Here is a 15,880-nt window from a genome sequence, read left to right as displayed (position 1 = left end):
GCGACAGGAGTCACTGGCACGACGGGCGCGACAGGTTCGGACGGTGCGACGGGAGCAACAGGTTCCGACGGCGCCACGGGAGCAACAGGTCCGGACGGTGCGACAGGAGCGACGGGTCCCACCGGCACGACGGGTCCGGACGGTGCGACGGGCGCGACAGGAGTCACCGGCACGACGGGCGCCACTGGTCCCACCGGCACGACGGGCCCTGACGGCGCGACGGGTCTCGACGGTGCGACGGGTGCGACGGGTCCCACCGGCGCGACAGGTCTCGACGGTGCGACGGGCGCCACTGGTCCCACCGGCGCGACAGGTCTCGACGGTGCGACAGGAGTCACTGGCACGACGGGTGCGACGGGCGCGACGGGTTCGGACGGTGCGACGGGTGCGACAGGTTCGGACGGTGCGACGGGTGCGACGGGTCCGGACGGTGCGACGGGTGCGACGGGTTCGGACGGTGCGACGGGCGCCACTGGTCCCACCGGTGCGACGGGTCTCGACGGCGCGACAGGTGCCACGGGAGCCACGGGTCCGGACGGTGCGACGGGTGCGACAGGTCTCGACGGTGCGACAGGAGCGACGGGTCCCACCGGCACGACGGGCGCGACGGGCGCGACAGGTTCGGACGGTGCGACGGGCGCGACGGGTCCGGACGGTGCGACGGGCGCCACTGGTCCCACCGGCGCGACGGGTCCCACCGGCACGACGGGCGCGACGGGTGCGACGGGTCCGGACGGTGCGACGGGTGCGACAGGTCTCGACGGTGCGACGGGCGCCACTGGTCCCACCGGCGCGACAGGAGTCACTGGCACGACGGGTGCGACGGGCGCGACGGGTTCGGACGGTGCGACGGGCGCGACGGGTTCGGACGGTGCGACGGGCGCCACTGGTCCCACCGGCGCGACGGGTCTCGACGGCGCCACGGGAGCGACGGGTCCCACCGGCGCGACAGGTTCGGACGGCGCCACGGGCGCGACGGGTCCTGACGGTGCGACAGGTCTCACCGGCACGACGGGTCCCACCGGCGCCACGGGTCCGGACGGTGCGACAGGTCCCGACGGCGCGACAGGTTCGGTAGGACCTACAGGATCGGGTGGAAACCATGACCACGGTGGTGGTCACCATGTGAAACATCCCCTGGATCTTGGCTTTCTGGAGACTGGGACCTGAGGATCCATGGGAAGTAGTGCAAGGTTGAAGGTAGGTACATTTCCAGTTCCTCCGCGACTACAGTCCGCTGCGCGCCGGGCTCGCCTCACGCCGATCGCTGTGGGCATCTTCGCCGCGTCCACGTCCGCCGGAAAGCTGCTCGCCCGCCACGGCCTGAAGAAGGTCGCAGGGACCGGGCTCGCCCCCGCGGTCGCCGGCGTGCTGTGGCAGTCCACGCTCCCCACCGGTGTGCTGTGGCAGCCACGCTCTCCACCGGCGGCGGCTACTGGACGACGCTCTTCGTTCCGCTCGTGGTCAACGGCTTCGGCGTCGGACTGGTCTTCATGCCGCTCAGCGTCCTCATCCTCACCGGCATCCGTCCCGATCAGGCGGGCGCTGCCTCCGGTCTGATGCAGACCATGCAGCAGGTCGGCGGCGCGCTCGGTTTCTCCGCGCTGGTCACGGTGTACGGAAGCGCGGCACCCGGCGCGGGCGGCTCAAGGCCGGACGCGATGGTGGAGGGCTTCTCCGCCGACCTGCTGGCGGCAGTGGCCTTCATGGCGGTCGCGTTCGTCCTGCTCCTGGTGTCGCGGACAGCCGCCGACAGCACCTGAACACACGTGTGGGGCCTGCCCGTTGACACTCGGGCAGGCCCCACACGTACACATACGGCCGGACGTCAGTCCTTGATCTCGCAGATCGTCGCGCCGGAGGTCAGCGAGGCGCCGACCACGGCCGAGAGGCCCTTGATGGTGCCGGAGCGGTGCGCGTTCAGCGGCTGCTCCATCTTCATCGCCTCGAGTACGACGACGAGGTCGCCCTCCGTGACCTCCTGGCCCTCCTCGACCGCGACCTTGACGATCGTGCCCTGCATCGGGGAGGAGAGAGTGTCGCCGGAGGCCGCCGGGCCCGACTTCTTCGCGGCGCGCCGCTTGGGCTTGGCGCCCGCGGCCAGACCGGTCCTGGCCAGCGTCATGCCCAGCGAGGACGGCAGCGAGACCTCGAGGCGCTTGCCGCCGACCTCGACGACGATCGTCTCGCGACCGGCCTCGTCCTCGTCCGCGTCCGAAGGCACGGCGAAGGGCTTGATGTCATTGACGAATTCGGTCTCGATCCAGCGGGTGTGGATCGTGAACGGGTCGGCGGTGAAGGCCGGGTCGGTGACGACCGCGCGGTGGAAGGGGATGGCGGTGGCCATGCCCTCGACGGTGAACTCCTCCAGGGCCCGCGCGGCGCGCTGCAGTGCCTGTTCGCGGGTGGCGCCGGTGATGATGAGTTTGGCCAGCAGGGAGTCCCAGGCCGGGCCGATGACGCTGCCGGACTCGACACCCGCGTCCAGACGGACACCGGGGCCGGTCGGCGGCGCGAACGTGGTGACCGTGCCCGGGGCGGGCAGGAAGCCGCGGCCCGGGTCCTCGCCGTTGATGCGGAACTCGAAGGAGTGGCCGCGCACGGCCGGGTCGCCGTAACCGAGCTCCTCGCCGTCGGCGATGCGGAACATCTCGCGGACCAGGTCGATACCGGTGACCTCTTCGGTGACCGGGTGCTCCACCTGCAGACGCGTGTTGACCTCGAGGAAGGAGATGGTGCCGTCGGTGCCGACGAGGAACTCGACGGTGCCGGCGCCGACGTAACCGGCCTCCTTGAGGATCGCCTTGGACGCGGCGTACAGCTCCGCGTTCTGCTCCTTGCTCAGGAACGGCGCCGGGGCCTCCTCCACCAGCTTCTGGTGGCGGCGCTGCAGCGAGCAGTCACGCGTGGAGACGACGACGACATTGCCGTGGCTGTCGGCCAGGCACTGGGTCTCCACATGCCGCGGCTTGTCCAGGTACCGCTCGACGAAGCACTCGCCGCGGCCGAACGCGGCAACGGCCTCACGCACCGCCGAGTCGTACAGCTCCGGAACCTCCTCCAGAGTGCGGGCGACCTTCAGACCACGGCCGCCACCGCCGAACGCGGCCTTGATCGCGATCGGCAGCCCGTGCTCCTCGGCGAACGCGACGACCTCGTCGGCACCGCTCACCGGATCGGGCGTACCGGCGACCAGCGGCGCACCGGCACGCTGGGCAATGTGCCGGGCAGCGACCTTGTCACCCAGATCACGGATCGCCTGCGGCGGCGGCCCGATCCAGGTCAGACCCGCATCCAGCACGGCCTGGGCGAACTCGGCATTCTCCGAGAGGAAGCCGTACCCGGGGTGGATGGCATCCGCCTCCGCATCCTTCGCGGCCTGCAGCACCTTGGCCATGTCCAGATAACTGGCGGCCGGGGTGTCACCGCCCAGGGCGAACGCTTCGTCGGCCGCGCGGACATGCAGAGCGTCCCGGTCCGGATCGGCGTAGACGGCTACGCTCGCGATCCCGGCGTCCCGGCAGGCCCGGGCAACGCGGACAGCGATTTCGCCACGGTTGGCGATGAGCACCTTGCGCACGATGGCTCCCTCCTTGAAACAAGCTGAGTTTAGGGACTACCGACACGGCCTTTCGACCCGTCCCCAATGGTGAGCTTGCCCACACGGAGCGTGATTCGAGGCTCGCGCAAGTCGCGAAATCCCTTGTCGCACCACGGTACGACGGGTTCCTCCCTCGCACAGTAGCCCTGTGGTGTGGCACAGGTCTCTGTTCGAGCGGTCAGCGCCGTATGGCGTTTCTTTGTCGAGTCCCTACGAATGGCCGAATGATTCTTTGCTGTGAGACCCAGCGTGCCGAGACCCTTGTCCCACGGTTTACCCGTTAGTAGCGTTCGCGATGTCGTACGTACTTCCGGTAACTGAGGGTTGGGGGCGCCGTGGCGCGCAGACCGGTGGCCGTCGTGGCCGCGATTGTTCTGCTGGTGGAGGCCGTCGGCATCGTGCTGATCAACGGCATCCTTGCCACCTTCGTCGACAAGCAGGACATGTCGCTCGCCGACCTGGACCCGGATGCGATGGTCACCGGGACCTGGGTGATGGGCGGCGTCTTCGGTCTGTTCCTGGCGGCGTGCGGTGTCGTCCTGCTGCTCACCGGTCTGCGGAACCGGGCACCGGGGCGCTTCGGCCGGATCCTGCTGATCAGCTGCGCGATCATGCACGGGGTGCTGGGCGCGCTGACGGTGGGCCTGGTGGGCTGGGACGCGTTCGCGTTCATGATGGTCGTGCTGGGGCTGATCGTGCTGACACTGGTGGCGTACGGCAGGCGGGAGCAGGCGCCGGTGGAGGACGCCCCGGCGCCGACGAACGGCGCGGCGCCCACGAACGGTCCTGCGCCGGCCTGAGGGCGACGCCGTCCTGGCCCGGGCCGTGTCCCCCGCTCGCCAACGCCGTGTCGGCCAGGGCCGGTTCAGCGGACGTGACCGAGTCTCATGTCCACAGGTCGGTGATGGAGTGGCCGAGCTCGCCCAGCAGCTTCCGCAGCAGCGGCAGCGAAAGTCCGATGACATTGCCGTGGTCGCCGTCGATGCCCTCGATGAAGGGGGCCGAGCGGCCGTCCAGGGTGAAGGCACCCGCCACCCGGAGCGGTTCGCCGCTGGCGACGTAGCTGGCGATCTCGGCGTCGGTCGGGCGGCCGAAGCGCACGACGGTGGACGCGGTCCCCGAGGCGTGGTGGCCGGTGGCGGTGTCGTAGACGCAGTGCCCGGTCTGCAGGGTGCCCACGCGGCCGCGCATCGACTTCCAGCGGGTGATGGCCTCCTCCGCGTCGGCGGGCTTGCCGAACGCCTGGCCGTCGAGATCGAGTACGGAGTCGCAGCCGATGACGAGCGCCCTGCTTCTGACCACATCGGCCTGGGCCGCCACGACGGATGCCTTGGCCTCCGCGAGTGCCAGCGCAAGCTCGGCCGGGGTGGGCGCGGATACGGCGTCCTCGTCGACACCGCTGACGATCACCTCGGGGGCGAGTCCGGCCTGGCGCAGCAGATTGAGGCGGGCAGGGGAGGCGGAGGCGAGGACGAGACGGCGACGCTGATCGGTCATGGGGTCATCGTAGGCGGCGATCAGTGGAGACCGACCACGAACATCGCAAGCACCATGGCCAGTGCCAGCACAAAGCCCACGCGGCGCATCATGGCCTGCATCTCGCGCAGTTCTTCGGGGGGTTCGTTCTCCGGGTCGGACCACAGCATGCAGTCGATCCTGCTCCCGGGGCCCGGGCGGCGCCTGAGTACGAGTACTCAACCACCGGGGTGACAACGGGCTAATTCCAGGTGCCGACCCCCGGCCCGGAGCCCGGTAAACGGGCCTGCTGTTCCATTGGGCCGCTACGGCCGACGGCGCGTCCGTCGAGCAGGGCTCCGTACGCCACGGCCGAGGGGCTCGGGTCCTGTGACTGGACCCGAGCCCCCGGAACAAGCCTCGCCGGCGACTGGGGCGCGGCGTCCGGGGCGGCGCCCCAGGTGCTCGGCCTACACCGGCCAGTATGTGCGCGCCCAGGCCCGCGGCCCCGGCTGCGGCCTCCGGCTCCGCCCGATGCGCGCCGGGTCCGACCACTGCTCCGGCAGCAGCGGTGCCCCGTCCGCGGCGGAGACCGTCGCCGCGGCGCGCGCCTGAACCACCGCCAGTGCGGCGGCCAGCTCCTCCGGGGTCGGGTTTCCTCGTACGACCTTGATCATCGTCAAGTCCCTTCCTGGGGGCTAGAGGGGGATGTTGCCGTGCTTCTTCGGAGGCAGGTTTTCCCGCTTCGTACGCAGCTGACGCAGGCCCTTCACGACCTGCGCCCGCGTCTCCGACGGCATGATCACCGCGTCGATGTAGCCGCGCTCGGCCGCCGTGTACGGGTTGAGCAGCGTGTCCTCGTACTCCTGGATCAGCTGCGCCCGGGTCGCCTCCTGGTCATCGGCGGCCGCGATGGTGCGGCGGTGCAGGATGTTCACCGCGCCCTGCGCGCCCATCACCGCGATCTGCGAGGTCGGCCACGCCACATTCAGGTCGGCGCCCAGGTGCTTGGAGCCCATGACGTCGTACGCGCCGCCGAAGGCCTTCCGCGTGATCACCGTGATCAGCGGGACCGTCGCCTCCGCGTAGGCGTAGATCAGCTTCGCGCCGCGCCGGATGATGCCGCCGTACTCCTGGTCCACGCCGGGCAGGAAGCCGGGCACGTCCACGAACGTGATCACCGGGACGTTGAAGGCGTCACAGGTGCGGACGAAGCGCGCGGCCTTCTCGGAGGCGTTGATGTCGAGGCAGCCGGCGAACTGCATCGGCTGGTTGGCGACGATGCCGACCGGGAGGCCCTCCACCCGTCCGAAGCCGGTGATGATGTTCGGCGCGAACATCGCCTGCGTCTCCAGGAACTCCCCGTCGTCCAGCACATGCTCGATGACCGTGTGCATGTCGTACGGCTGGTTCGCGGAGTCCGGGATGAGGGTGTCGAGCTCGCGGTCCTCGTCGTTCGTCTCCAGGTCGGCCTCGTCGGGGAAGGCCGGCGGCTCGGAGAGGTTGTTGGACGGCAGGTACGACAGCAGCGACTTGACGTACTCGATGGCGTCCTTCTCGTCACCCGCCATGTGGTGCGCGACGCCCGAGGTGGTGTTGTGCGTACGGGCTCCGCCCAGTTCCTCGAAGCCGACGTCCTCACCGGTGACCGTCTTGATGACGTCGGGTCCGGTGATGAACATGTGGGAGGTCTGGTCGACCATCACCGTGAAGTCGGTGATGGCCGGGGAGTAGACGGCTCCGCCCGCGCACGGTCCGACGACCAGCGAGATCTGCGGGATCACGCCGGAGGCGTGGGTGTTGCGGCGGAAGATCTCGCCGTACATGCCCAGTGCGCTGACGCCCTCCTGGATACGGGCGCCGCCGGAGTCGTTGATGCCGATGACCGGGCAGCCGGTCTTCAGAGCGAAGTCCATGACCTTGATGATCTTCTGGCCGTAGACCTCGCCGAGCGCGCCGCCGAAGACCGTGAAGTCCTGCGAGAAGACGGCGACCGGACGGCCGTCGACCGTGCCGTAGCCGGTGACCACGCCGTCGCCGTACGGGCGGGTCTGCTCAAGGCCGAAGTTCGTGGAGCGGTGCCGGGCGAACTCGTCGAGCTCTACGAACGATCCCTCGTCCAGCAGCAGATCAACCCGCTCACGGGCCGTCAACTTGCCCTTCGCGTGCTGCTTTTCCACCGCGCGCGCGGAGCCCGCATGCGTCGCCTCGTCTATGCGGCGCTGCAGATCCGCGAGCTTTCCCGCGGTGGTGTGGATGTCAATCTCGGACTCCGACATCGGGATGCGGCTCCCTGTCCTGGTCAACGTCAACCGGAATGGCTACTGACACGTAGCGTATCGGCGCGCATGGCGCTCGGCAGTGCGGCGTTTGCCACACCTAACCTGGCTTGCATGACGCCTCAGAATGCGCCCGAGAGCCGCTGGTCCGACCTCGACCGGCCCCCGCTGAACGTCCCCGCGCTGCGCCGCGCCCTCCTGGTACCGGGCGGGCTGTGGACCTCGCTCGACATCGTGCCCGAGACCGGCTCCACCAATTCCGACCTGGCGGCACGGGCCGCGTCCCTGGAGGAGGGGGCGGTGCTGGTCGCCGAGGAGCAGACGGCGGGCCGCGGGCGGCTCGACCGGTCCTGGACGTCGCCGGCCCGCTCCGGGCTGTTCTTCTCCGTACTGCTGCGGCCCGGACCGGAGGTGCCGGTGGAGCGCTGGGGGTGGCTGCCGCTGCTCGCCGGAGTCGCCTCGGCGACCGGCCTCGCCCGGGCCGCCGGAGTCGACATGTCGCTCAAATGGCCTAACGACCTGCTGGTAAAGGTCGGCGGCGAGGAGCGCAAGACCGGCGGGATCCTCGCGGAGCGTGCTGGCGACGACGCCGTGGTGGTCGGCATCGGCCTCAATGTGACGCTGCGAGCGGACGAGCTCCCGGTGCCGACAGCGGGGTCGCTCGCCCTGGCGGACGCGATCTCCACCGACCGCGACCCGCTGCTGCGGGCCCTGCTGCGCTCGCTGGAGCAGTGGTACGGCGACTGGCGCGCGGCGGGTGGCGACCCGGCCCGCTCCGGGCTCCAGGCGGCGTACACGGAGGGCTGCGCGACGCTGGGGCGCACCGTACGGGCCGAGCTGCCGGGTGACCGGTCGGTCACCGGCGAGGCGGTCGCGCTCGACGGTGACGGCCGGCTGGTGCTGACCACGGAGGGTGGCGGGCGGCAGTCGATCAGTGCGGGTGACATCGTGCACCTGCGGGCGGCCGACTGATCCGGGGCGAACCCGGGTGAGTCCCGATCGCGGACCGGGACGTGAGCTAGGGCACACCTGTCGTATCGTTGAGGCGATCGAGCGACAGATCGGCAGGGCAGTGCCGCAGGGAACGGGCAGGAGGCGGCTGGTGACAGTCGACGACACCACTTCCGGCGCGGGCGCGCAGCCCCCGTCGGACTCCTCGTCCGGCGCGTCCGGTTCGTCCGGTTCTCCGTCCGGCTCCTCGCCCGGTTCTTCGTCCGCGGATTCCTCGTCCGCGGAGTCGTCCAACGGATCGGCCGGGCCCTCCGAGTCTGCCGACTCGTCCGGGTCTTCCGGGTCTTCAGGGCCGGCCGCTTCGTCCTCCTCGGTGCATCCGACTCCGCACCACGAGGTCGATCACACCGCGGAGCCGACGGACGACCCTCTCGCCATCCGTCTGGAGCAGCTGATCCTCGGCGCCGACCGGCGCTACACGCCCTTCCAGGCGGCTCGTACCGCAGGTGTCTCGATGGAGCTCGCCTCCCGCTTCTGGCGGGCCATGGGCTTCGCCGACATCGGGCAGGCGAAGGCGCTGACCGAGGCGGACGTACTGGCCCTGCGGCGGCTCGCCGGTCTGGTCGAGGCGGGCCTGCTGAGCGAGCCGATGGCGGTCCAGGTGGCCCGCTCGACCGGCCAGACCACCGCCCGGCTGGCGGAATGGCAGATCGATTCTTTCCTGGAGGGCCTCACCGAGCCGCCCGAGCCGGGCATGACCCGTACTGAGGTCACATATCCGCTGGTCGAGCTGCTGCTGCCCGAGCTGGAGGAATTCCTGGTGTACGTGTGGCGGCGGCAGCTCGCCGCGGCCACCGGGCGCGTGGTCCAGGCCGCGGACGACGAGGAGATGGTCGACCGCCGGCTGGCGGTCGGCTTCGCGGACCTGGTCGGCTTCACCCGGCTGACGCGGCGGCTGGAGGAAGAGGAACTGGGCGAGCTGGTCGAGGCGTTCGAAACCACCTCTGCCGACCTGGTCGCCGCGCACGGCGGCCGGCTGATCAAGACCCTCGGCGACGAGGTGCTCTACGCGGCGGACGACGCGGGTACGGCGGCGGAGATCGCGCTGCGCCTCATCGAAACGATGACGCACGACGAGACGATGCCGGCGCTGCGCGTCGGCATCGCTTTTGGCACGGTCACCACGCGGATGGGCGATGTGTTCGGCACGACGGTGAACCTGGCCAGCCGGCTGACCTCGATAGCGCCGAAGGACGCGGTGCTGGTGGACGGGGCGTTCGCGGAGGAGCTGGTACGCACCGGAGACGCGCCGGCCTCCGAGGCGGAGGCGGCGGCGGAGGCGGCAGCGGCGGAGAAGGAGGGCGAGGAACCCCCCTCGTACCGCTTCGCCCTCCAGCCGATGTGGCAACGCCCGGTGCGAGGCCTGGGCGTGGTGGAGCCGTGGCTGCTGTCACGGCGGACGAACTCCTGAGTCGTGGGGCCGGGGCGCCCCCACCCCCCGTTCGTGGGGATCACCCGGTGGGGAGACCCCCGACGCGGTGCGCGCCTATGATCCGGTGAACCGTCGTTAACCGGGAGGGTGCCGTCATGTCCGAGTCCGAGCAGCGGTTCGGGGAATTCGTCGTCGTGCGCAGGCACGAGCAAGCGCACGTCGCGGAGCTCGTGCTCGATCGGCCCAAGGCCATGAACGCCGTCTCCAGCGAGATGGCCCGGTCCATCGCCGCCGCCTGTGACGCCCTCGCCGCCGAGGCGGACGTACGCGTCACCGTGCTCACCTCCACCCACGAGCGCGCCTTCTGCGTCGGCGCCGATCTCAAGGAGCGGAACTCCTTCTCCGACGCCGAGTTGGTGCGGCAGCGGCCCACCTCCCGGGCCGCGTACACCGGGGTTCTCGAGCTGCCGATGCCCACCGTCGCCGCCGTGCACGGCTTCGCCCTCGGTGGCGGGTACGAGCTGGCGCTCGCCTGCGATGTGATCGTTGCCGACGCCACCGCCGTGGTGGGGCTGCCGGAGGTGTCCGTCGGCGTCATCCCCGGCGGCGGCGGGACCCAGCTGCTGCCGCGCCGCGTCGGTGCCGCGCGCGCCGCCGAGCTCGTGTTCACCGCGCGGCGCGTGGAGGCGGCCGAGGCGCGGGAGTTGGGGCTCGTCGACCAGCTGGCGGACGACGCCAGGACCGAGGCGCTCGCGCTCGCGGGGCGGATCGCCGCGAACTCTCCCGTCGGGCTGCGCGCCGCGAAGCGCGCGATGCGGCTCGGGCATGGGCTCGATCTGCGGGCCGGTCTGGAGGTGGAGGACGCGGCCTGGCGGTCCGTGGCCTTCTCCGGGGACCGGGCGGAGGGCGTCGCGGCCTTCAACGAGAAGCGGAAGCCGCAGTGGCCCGGCGAGTGACTGTTCCGTCAACGGCCCACTCCGACTGATCAAACCGTCTCGAACCTCCCTAAGCTGGGATGATGGCTGAGGATCGACGGTTGCGGGCCGTGGTGGCGCTGGCGCAGGCAATGGCGGCCGCGCACACACCGCGCGAGTTCTGGCGCGCGGCCGCGCTCGGCGCGTGTCAGGCGCTGGCCGGCTCCTTCGCCGCCCTGTCGGTGTGGGAGCGCGAGCTCGGCCGGCTCAAGGTGCTCGTGAACGCCGGCGAACGGGCCGCAGGGGAGGAGGAGTTCCCCGAATCCGAGACGTACCCCGTCAATCGCTTCCCGGAGATCACCGAGTTTCTGCACGAGCAGTGGGCGGGCGGCGGTGAGCCCGACGCCTGGGTGGCGACGGCGGAAGGACCGCCGTCGGCCGCGAACGGCTACTGCCATCAGGGGGCACCTCCGGCCGACGAAGTCCTGTGGGGGAGGGTCGCGTCCCTGCGGCGGCGCGGCCGCGGCTGCTGTGTTGTCGCGCCGATCGTGCTGCACGGCCGGGCCTGGGGCGAACTGTATGTGGCCAGGCCACCGGGCGCGCCGGTGTTCGACCGCGACGACGCGGACTTCGCGACCGTCGTCGCCTCCGTCGTGGCCTCGGGCATCGCTCAGAACGAGCGGCTCGAGGAGGTCCGCAGGCTCGCCTTCACGGACCCGCTGACCGGTCTCGCCAACCGCCGCGCCGTCGACATAAGGCTCGAAGAGGCGGTCGAACGACACCGCACGGACGGCTCGGTCGTCAGCCTGGTGGTCTGCGACCTCAACGGCCTCAAGCGCGTGAACGACACCCACGGCCACGCCGTCGGCGACCGGCTGCTCGAGCGTTTCGGCTCGGTCCTCTCGCTCTGCGGGGCGATGCTGCCGGGCGCGCTGGCGGCACGGCTCGGTGGTGACGAATTCTGTCTGGTCGCGGTCGGCCCGGTGGCGGACGAGGTGGTCCGGGTGGCTGACGAACTCTGCGTACGGGCGGGGGAGTTGGAGCTCGGTGAGGGTGTGGCCTGCGGTGTGGCCTCGACCGGTGACCCGATCGGCCAGGTCCGCTCGGCCCGCCGGCTGTTCCGGCTGGCGGACGCGGCCCAGTACCGCGCGAAGGCGGCCCTCTCCCCGAAGCCGGTGGTTGCCGGCCGCGACGGCACTGTGATGCGCCTGGCGGACGCCCCGCCGCGTTCGCCGCACGAGCGCCGCCGCTTCCGTGGCGTACGACCCGAGGACGCAGCGGAGCCCTGGAGCGAGCCCTGACTACCGGGTGTCGGATTGCAGTAAGGGGTCATCCGGCTCGCCCCTAGTGACAGGTTGCGATTCAGTCCGTACGCTCCTGAATATGGATATGCAAACAGTCGTGGTGGGGACGTCCGGTACCACCGCCGAAGACGTCATCGCCGTGGCCCGCGAGGGCGCCCGCATCGAGCTCTCCGCGGAGGCCGTCGCCGCCCTCGCCACCGCCCGCGGGATCGTGGACGCGCTCGCCGCCAAGCCCGAGCCGGTCTACGGGGTCTCCACCGGGTTCGGCGCGCTCGCCAGCCGTCACATCAGCCCCGACCTCCGCGCCCAGCTGCAGCGCAACATCGTCCGCTCGCACGCCGCAGGCATGGGCCCGCGCGTCGAGCGCGAGGTCGTCCGCGCGCTGATGTTCCTCCGTCTGAAGACCGTGGCCTCCGGCTACACCGGCGTACGTCCCGAGGTCGCCCAGACCATGGTGGACGTACTGAACGCCGGCATCACGCCCGTCGTCCACGAGTACGGATCGCTCGGCTGCTCCGGCGACCTCGCCCCCCTCTCGCACTGCGCGCTGACGCTGATGGGCGAGGGTGACGCCGAGGGCCCCGACGGCCAGGTGCGGCCCGCCGGCGAGCTGCTCGCCGAGCACGGCATCACACCCGTCGAGCTCCGCGAGAAGGAGGGTCTGGCCCTCCTGAACGGCACCGACGGCATGCTCGGCATGCTGGTCATGGCCCTCGCCGACCTCCAGCGCCTCTACACCACCGCCGACATCACCGCCGCCCTCAGCCTCGAGGCGCTGCTCGGCACGGACAAGGTGCTCGCCCCCGAGCTGCACGCCATCCGCCCGCACCCGGGCCAGGGCGTCTCCGCCGCCAATATGAGTGCCGTGCTCAAGGACTCCGGGCTCACCGGGCACTTCCAGGAGGAGGAAGCGCCCCGGGTCCAGGACGCGTACTCCGTGCGCTGCGCGCCGCAGGTCGCCGGCGCCGGGCGGGACACCCTCGCGCACGCCCGTCTGGTCGCCGACCGCGAGCTCGCCTCGGCCGTCGACAACCCGATCGTGCTGCCCGACGGCCGTGTGGAGTCCAACGGCAACTTCCACGGCGCCCCGGTCGCGTATGTCCTCGACTTCCTCGCCATCGTCGCCGCCGACCTCGGCTCCATCGCCGAGCGCCGCACCGACCGGCTCCTCGACAAGAACCGCTCGCACGGTCTGCCGCCGTTCCTCGCCGACGACGCCGGCGTGGACTCGGGCCTGATGATCGCCCAGTACACGCAGGCCGCCCTGGTCAGCGAGATGAAGCGGCTCGCCGTCCCGGCATCCGCCGACTCCATCCCGTCGTCGGCGATGCAGGAGGACCACGTCTCCATGGGCTGGTCGGCCGCGCGCAAGCTGCGCACCACCGTCGGCAATCTGAGCCGGATCCTCGCCGTCGAGCTCTACGCCGCGACCCGCGCCATCGAGCTGCGGCGCGGGCTGACCCCCGCGCCCGCCTCGCAGGCCGCCATCGCGGCACTGCGCGCGGCAGGTGTCGAGGGCCCCGGTCCCGACCGCTTCCTCGCGCCCGACCTGGAGGCCGCCGACGCGTTCGTACGGGACGGAAAGCTCGTCGCGGCCGTGGAGCCTGTGACGGGTCCGCTGGCCTAGCAGCTCAGCAGCACGCAGGGACGGGCCGCTCCGCACACCGCGGGGCGGCCCGTCCCGTCACATGTACAGGGCCCCGCGCCGGCGCACGGAGTACGTCACCAAGCCCGCGCCGATGCCCAGGAAGGCAGCGCCGCCGACGAGATACGGGGTGGTGTCCACGGTGCCCGTGGCGGCCAGGGTCAGCTCCTGTGCCGACGCACTCGCGCCGGTCTGGTGTCTCTGCACCGCTTCCCGCTCGACAGTGGCATTCGCCGAGGGAACGAACCACAGCGCACACAGCAGAGTCCCTGCGGCAGTGGTGGTAAGAAGCGGTCGACGTGCGACGGACACGGACTCGATCCCCCTTGAGGCATCCTCGAATTGGCCGGGTGCGCTGATGCTAGTGAAAGCAGCGGGTCGTGGGAAAGCCGCGAGGGCGGGAGCTCTACGCTCCGTCGTATGACCACTTCTGAGACATCACGGTATGTGCGGCTGCGGGTGGAATTGGTGCTGGAGATCGAGGACTCCGCGGCGCTGACCGGCGGCGCCCTCGAACGCATCGCGGCGGACACGTTTATGCCGGACGAGGAGCGCGCACACGCCAAGTCGGCGGTACGCGAGGACGAGGCCGAGGCCATCGCCTATCTCGTGGACCCCTTCGACCTGGTCAGCGATGTGCCAGGGGTGGAGCTCGCCCAGGCTTCGTGGAGCAGTGAGCAGATCGAGTACGACCCCGATGCGGAGGACTGGGACCCGGACGAGGAAGATGGAGAGTACGACGACGATGACGAGTCGGACGACGGTGACGCCGGGCGGCCGTAGCGCGTGTGTAGGGGACGGGCTCCGGGCCCCGGGGTGCCGCGACGGTGAACCGGGGCCCGGCCGTTTTCGTGTCGCGGTGCAACCGCCGGAGCTGTGGGGGCGTCGATGAATATCTGTGAGTGGTGTTCCCCACATCCTCTTCGGATGTGGAACCGGGCAGCCCGAAATGGGTGTTGTCCAAGTTGTGGGTCAGGGGAATCGGCGACGATGGAGAAGCGTGTGATGACGGACAGCAAGCGGCGCAAAGGCCTCATAGCCGCGTCCGCAGTGCTCGGCGGCGTGCTGGTGCTGTCGGCCTGCAGTGGCGACGGGGACAAGGGCGGCGCCGACGGCTCGAAGAAATCGCAGGCCCAGGTCGACGAGGCGGCAGCCAAGGAAGCGTCGAAGGCCCGAATAGCCATCTCGCCGAAGAACGGCGCGACCAACGCGGGCATCAACAATGACGCCAAGGTGACCGTCAGCGACGGCACCCTCACTGAGGTCACCATGGCCACGGCGGACGGTGCGAGCGTCAAGGGCACCCTCGCCGCCGACGGCAAGAGCTGGAAGCCGGACGCGCAGCTCGAGCGCTCCACCACGTACAAGATCTCGGCCACGGCGAAGGACTCCAAGGGCCAGGAGGCCCACGAGAACTCCTCCTTCACCACCGTCTCGCCGGCCAACAGCTTCATCGGCAACTTCACGCCCGAGGACGGTTCCACCGTCGGCGTCGGTATGCCGATCTCGATCAACTTCAACAAGGCGATCACGGACAAGAAGGCCGTCCAGTCCGGGATCACCGTGACGTCGAGCAGCGGCCAGGAGGTCGTCGGCCACTGGTTCAACGGGCAGCGGCTGGACTTCCGCCCCGACCAGTACTGGCAGGAAGGCTCGACCGTCACCCTGAAGCTGAACCTCGACGGGGTCCAGGGCGCCCAGGGAGTCTTCGGCGTCCAGCAGAAGACGATCACCTTCAAGATCGGCCGTAACCAGGTCTCGACCGTCGACGCGTCGGCCCACACGATGACGGTCACCCAGGACGGCAAGACGATCAAGACCATCCCGATCTCGGCCGGTGGCCCGGACAACCCGACCTACAACGGCCAGATGGTGATCTCCGAGAAGTTCAAGGAGACCCGGATGGACGGCTCGACGGTCGGCTTCAAGAAGAAGGACGGCAAGGGCGAGTACGACATCAAGGACGTCCCGCACGCGATGCGGCTGTCCACGTCGGGCACGTTCATCCACGGCAACTACTGGGGTGCCGACTCGATCTTCGGCAGCTCCAACACCAGCCACGGCTGTGTCGGTCTGAACGACGTCAAGGGTGCTGGTGACCCGAACCAGCCCGCCGCCTGGCTGTTCGACAACACGATCGTCGGCGACGTCGTGATCGTGAAGAACTCCAAGGACCGGACCATCCAGCCGGACAACGGCCTGAACGGCTGGAACCTGAGCTGGAACGACTGGAAGGCCGGCTCGGCCGCCTGAGCCACCGCCTCGTACGCATGAGGGCGGCGGCACCCCCCCGGGGGGG

At 70.5% G+C, this 15,880-nt stretch carries 15 protein-coding genes and 1 pseudogene; 10 read left to right on the top strand and 6 right to left on the bottom strand.

All coding sequences use genetic code 11. From position 1 onward, the window contains the following. Both ACFWDI_RS14175 and ACFWDI_RS14170 read left to right on the top strand, forming a co-directional pair. Positions 1 to 1,170, top strand: a pseudogene (locus tag ACFWDI_RS14175) (hypothetical protein); the annotation flags it as partial. A gap of 233 nt (positions 1,171 to 1,403) precedes the next feature. Then, entirely contained in the window at positions 1,404 to 1,763 is a 360-nt protein-coding gene (locus ACFWDI_RS14170) for a hypothetical protein (RefSeq protein WP_385303800.1), read from the top strand. Positions 1,764 to 1,828: 65 nt separating this feature from the next. Here ACFWDI_RS14170 and ACFWDI_RS14165 read toward each other — a convergent pair whose 3' ends face one another. Further along, positions 1,829 to 3,580: an acetyl/propionyl/methylcrotonyl-CoA carboxylase subunit alpha gene (locus tag ACFWDI_RS14165; protein ID WP_385303799.1), complete on the bottom strand. Its 1,752-nt coding sequence runs from the start codon at positions 3,578 to 3,580 to the stop codon at positions 1,829 to 1,831. 356 nt (positions 3,581 to 3,936) lie between these two features. Here ACFWDI_RS14165 and ACFWDI_RS14160 point away from each other — a divergent pair, with 356 nt between their 5' ends. Then, positions 3,937 to 4,401, top strand: a complete 465-nt coding sequence (locus ACFWDI_RS14160; protein ID WP_385303798.1) for a hypothetical protein — start codon at positions 3,937 to 3,939, stop codon at positions 4,399 to 4,401. An 85-nt stretch (positions 4,402 to 4,486) separates the two neighbouring features. Here ACFWDI_RS14160 and ACFWDI_RS14155 read toward each other — a convergent pair whose 3' ends face one another. The 4 genes from ACFWDI_RS14155 to ACFWDI_RS14140 all read right to left on the bottom strand — a co-directional run bounded on the left by ACFWDI_RS14155 (position 4,487) and on the right by ACFWDI_RS14140 (position 7,335). Then, complete coding sequence (locus ACFWDI_RS14155; RefSeq protein WP_385303797.1) at positions 4,487 to 5,098, bottom strand: Maf family protein; 612 nt, start codon at positions 5,096 to 5,098, stop codon at positions 4,487 to 4,489. Positions 5,099 to 5,118: 20 nt separating this feature from the next. Then, on the bottom strand, positions 5,119 to 5,247 hold the full coding sequence (mmpB, locus tag ACFWDI_RS14150) for a morphogenic membrane protein MmpB (protein WP_326652175.1): 129 nt from the start codon (positions 5,245 to 5,247) through the stop codon (positions 5,119 to 5,121). A 279-nt stretch (positions 5,248 to 5,526) separates the two neighbouring features. Next, positions 5,527 to 5,733 (bottom strand): acyl-CoA carboxylase epsilon subunit, encoded by a 207-nt coding sequence (locus ACFWDI_RS14145; protein WP_327328471.1) that lies wholly within the window; start codon positions 5,731 to 5,733, stop codon positions 5,527 to 5,529. 21 nt (positions 5,734 to 5,754) lie between these two features. After that, positions 5,755 to 7,335 (bottom strand): acyl-CoA carboxylase subunit beta, encoded by a 1,581-nt coding sequence (locus tag ACFWDI_RS14140; RefSeq protein WP_385303796.1) that lies wholly within the window; start codon positions 7,333 to 7,335, stop codon positions 5,755 to 5,757. A gap of 114 nt (positions 7,336 to 7,449) precedes the next feature. Here ACFWDI_RS14140 and ACFWDI_RS14135 point away from each other — a divergent pair, with 114 nt between their 5' ends. From ACFWDI_RS14135 to hutH, 5 genes are all read left to right on the top strand, one after another. After that, positions 7,450 to 8,307, top strand: coding sequence for a biotin--[acetyl-CoA-carboxylase] ligase (locus ACFWDI_RS14135; RefSeq protein ID WP_385303794.1), 858 nt, complete (start codon positions 7,450 to 7,452; stop codon positions 8,305 to 8,307). A 130-nt stretch (positions 8,308 to 8,437) separates the two neighbouring features. After that, positions 8,438 to 9,757 (top strand): adenylate/guanylate cyclase domain-containing protein, encoded by a 1,320-nt coding sequence (locus ACFWDI_RS14130; protein ID WP_385303793.1) that lies wholly within the window; start codon positions 8,438 to 8,440, stop codon positions 9,755 to 9,757. A gap of 116 nt (positions 9,758 to 9,873) precedes the next feature. Next, on the top strand, positions 9,874 to 10,674 hold the full coding sequence (locus tag ACFWDI_RS14125; protein WP_362694071.1) for an enoyl-CoA hydratase-related protein: 801 nt from the start codon (positions 9,874 to 9,876) through the stop codon (positions 10,672 to 10,674). A gap of 59 nt (positions 10,675 to 10,733) precedes the next feature. After that, positions 10,734 to 11,933: a diguanylate cyclase domain-containing protein gene (locus tag ACFWDI_RS14120; protein ID WP_385303792.1), complete on the top strand. Its 1,200-nt coding sequence runs from the start codon at positions 10,734 to 10,736 to the stop codon at positions 11,931 to 11,933. An 88-nt stretch (positions 11,934 to 12,021) separates the two neighbouring features. After that, positions 12,022 to 13,563, top strand: a complete 1,542-nt coding sequence (gene hutH / locus ACFWDI_RS14115; RefSeq protein WP_362694120.1) for a histidine ammonia-lyase — start codon at positions 12,022 to 12,024, stop codon at positions 13,561 to 13,563. Positions 13,564 to 13,620: 57 nt separating this feature from the next. On the opposite strand, the gene ACFWDI_RS14110 is transcribed toward hutH, so the two are convergent. After that, positions 13,621 to 13,893: a hypothetical protein gene (locus ACFWDI_RS14110; RefSeq protein WP_385303791.1), complete on the bottom strand. Its 273-nt coding sequence runs from the start codon at positions 13,891 to 13,893 to the stop codon at positions 13,621 to 13,623. Positions 13,894 to 14,001: 108 nt separating this feature from the next. Between ACFWDI_RS14110 and ACFWDI_RS14105 the strand changes: the two genes are divergently transcribed. After that, positions 14,002 to 14,364 (top strand): hypothetical protein, encoded by a 363-nt coding sequence (locus tag ACFWDI_RS14105; protein WP_362694062.1) that lies wholly within the window; start codon positions 14,002 to 14,004, stop codon positions 14,362 to 14,364. Between the two features lie 207 nt (positions 14,365 to 14,571). Beyond that, the gene (locus tag ACFWDI_RS14100; RefSeq protein WP_385303790.1) at positions 14,572 to 15,834 is read left to right on the top strand and encodes an Ig-like domain-containing protein; all 1,263 of its coding nucleotides are present in this window, start codon (positions 14,572 to 14,574) and stop codon (positions 15,832 to 15,834) included. The last annotated feature ends 46 nt before the right edge of the window (positions 15,835 to 15,880 follow it).

Source organism: Streptomyces sp. NPDC060064 (assembly GCF_042736455.1).
Lineage (GTDB): Bacteria > Actinomycetota > Actinomycetes > Streptomycetales > Streptomycetaceae > Streptomyces.
This window is presented reverse-complemented; position numbering and strand designations above follow the sequence as displayed.

Bases quoted from the DNA above. Each gene is read 5' to 3' on its own strand.
- ACFWDI_RS14100 (WP_385303790.1), top strand. From the start codon at position 14,572: ATGGAGAAGCGTGTGATGACGGACAGCAAGCGGCGCAAAGGCCTCATA.
- ACFWDI_RS14125 (WP_362694071.1), top strand. From the start codon at position 9,874: ATGTCCGAGTCCGAGCAGCGGTTCGGGGAATTCGTCGTCGTGCGCAGG.
- ACFWDI_RS14155 (WP_385303797.1), bottom strand. From the start codon at position 5,098: ATGACCGATCAGCGTCGCCGTCTCGTCCTCGCCTCCGCCTCCCCTGCC.
- ACFWDI_RS14140 (WP_385303796.1), bottom strand. From the start codon at position 7,335: ATGTCGGAGTCCGAGATTGACATCCACACCACCGCGGGAAAGCTCGCG.
- ACFWDI_RS14120 (WP_385303792.1), top strand. From the start codon at position 10,734: ATGATGGCTGAGGATCGACGGTTGCGGGCCGTGGTGGCGCTGGCGCAG.
- hutH (WP_362694120.1), top strand. From the start codon at position 12,022: ATGCAAACAGTCGTGGTGGGGACGTCCGGTACCACCGCCGAAGACGTC.
- ACFWDI_RS14145 (WP_327328471.1), bottom strand. From the start codon at position 5,733: ATGATCAAGGTCGTACGAGGAAACCCGACCCCGGAGGAGCTGGCCGCC.
- ACFWDI_RS14135 (WP_385303794.1), top strand. From the start codon at position 7,450: ATGACGCCTCAGAATGCGCCCGAGAGCCGCTGGTCCGACCTCGACCGG.
- mmpB (WP_326652175.1), bottom strand. From the start codon at position 5,247: ATGCTGTGGTCCGACCCGGAGAACGAACCCCCCGAAGAACTGCGCGAG.
- ACFWDI_RS14105 (WP_362694062.1), top strand. From the start codon at position 14,002: ATGACCACTTCTGAGACATCACGGTATGTGCGGCTGCGGGTGGAATTG.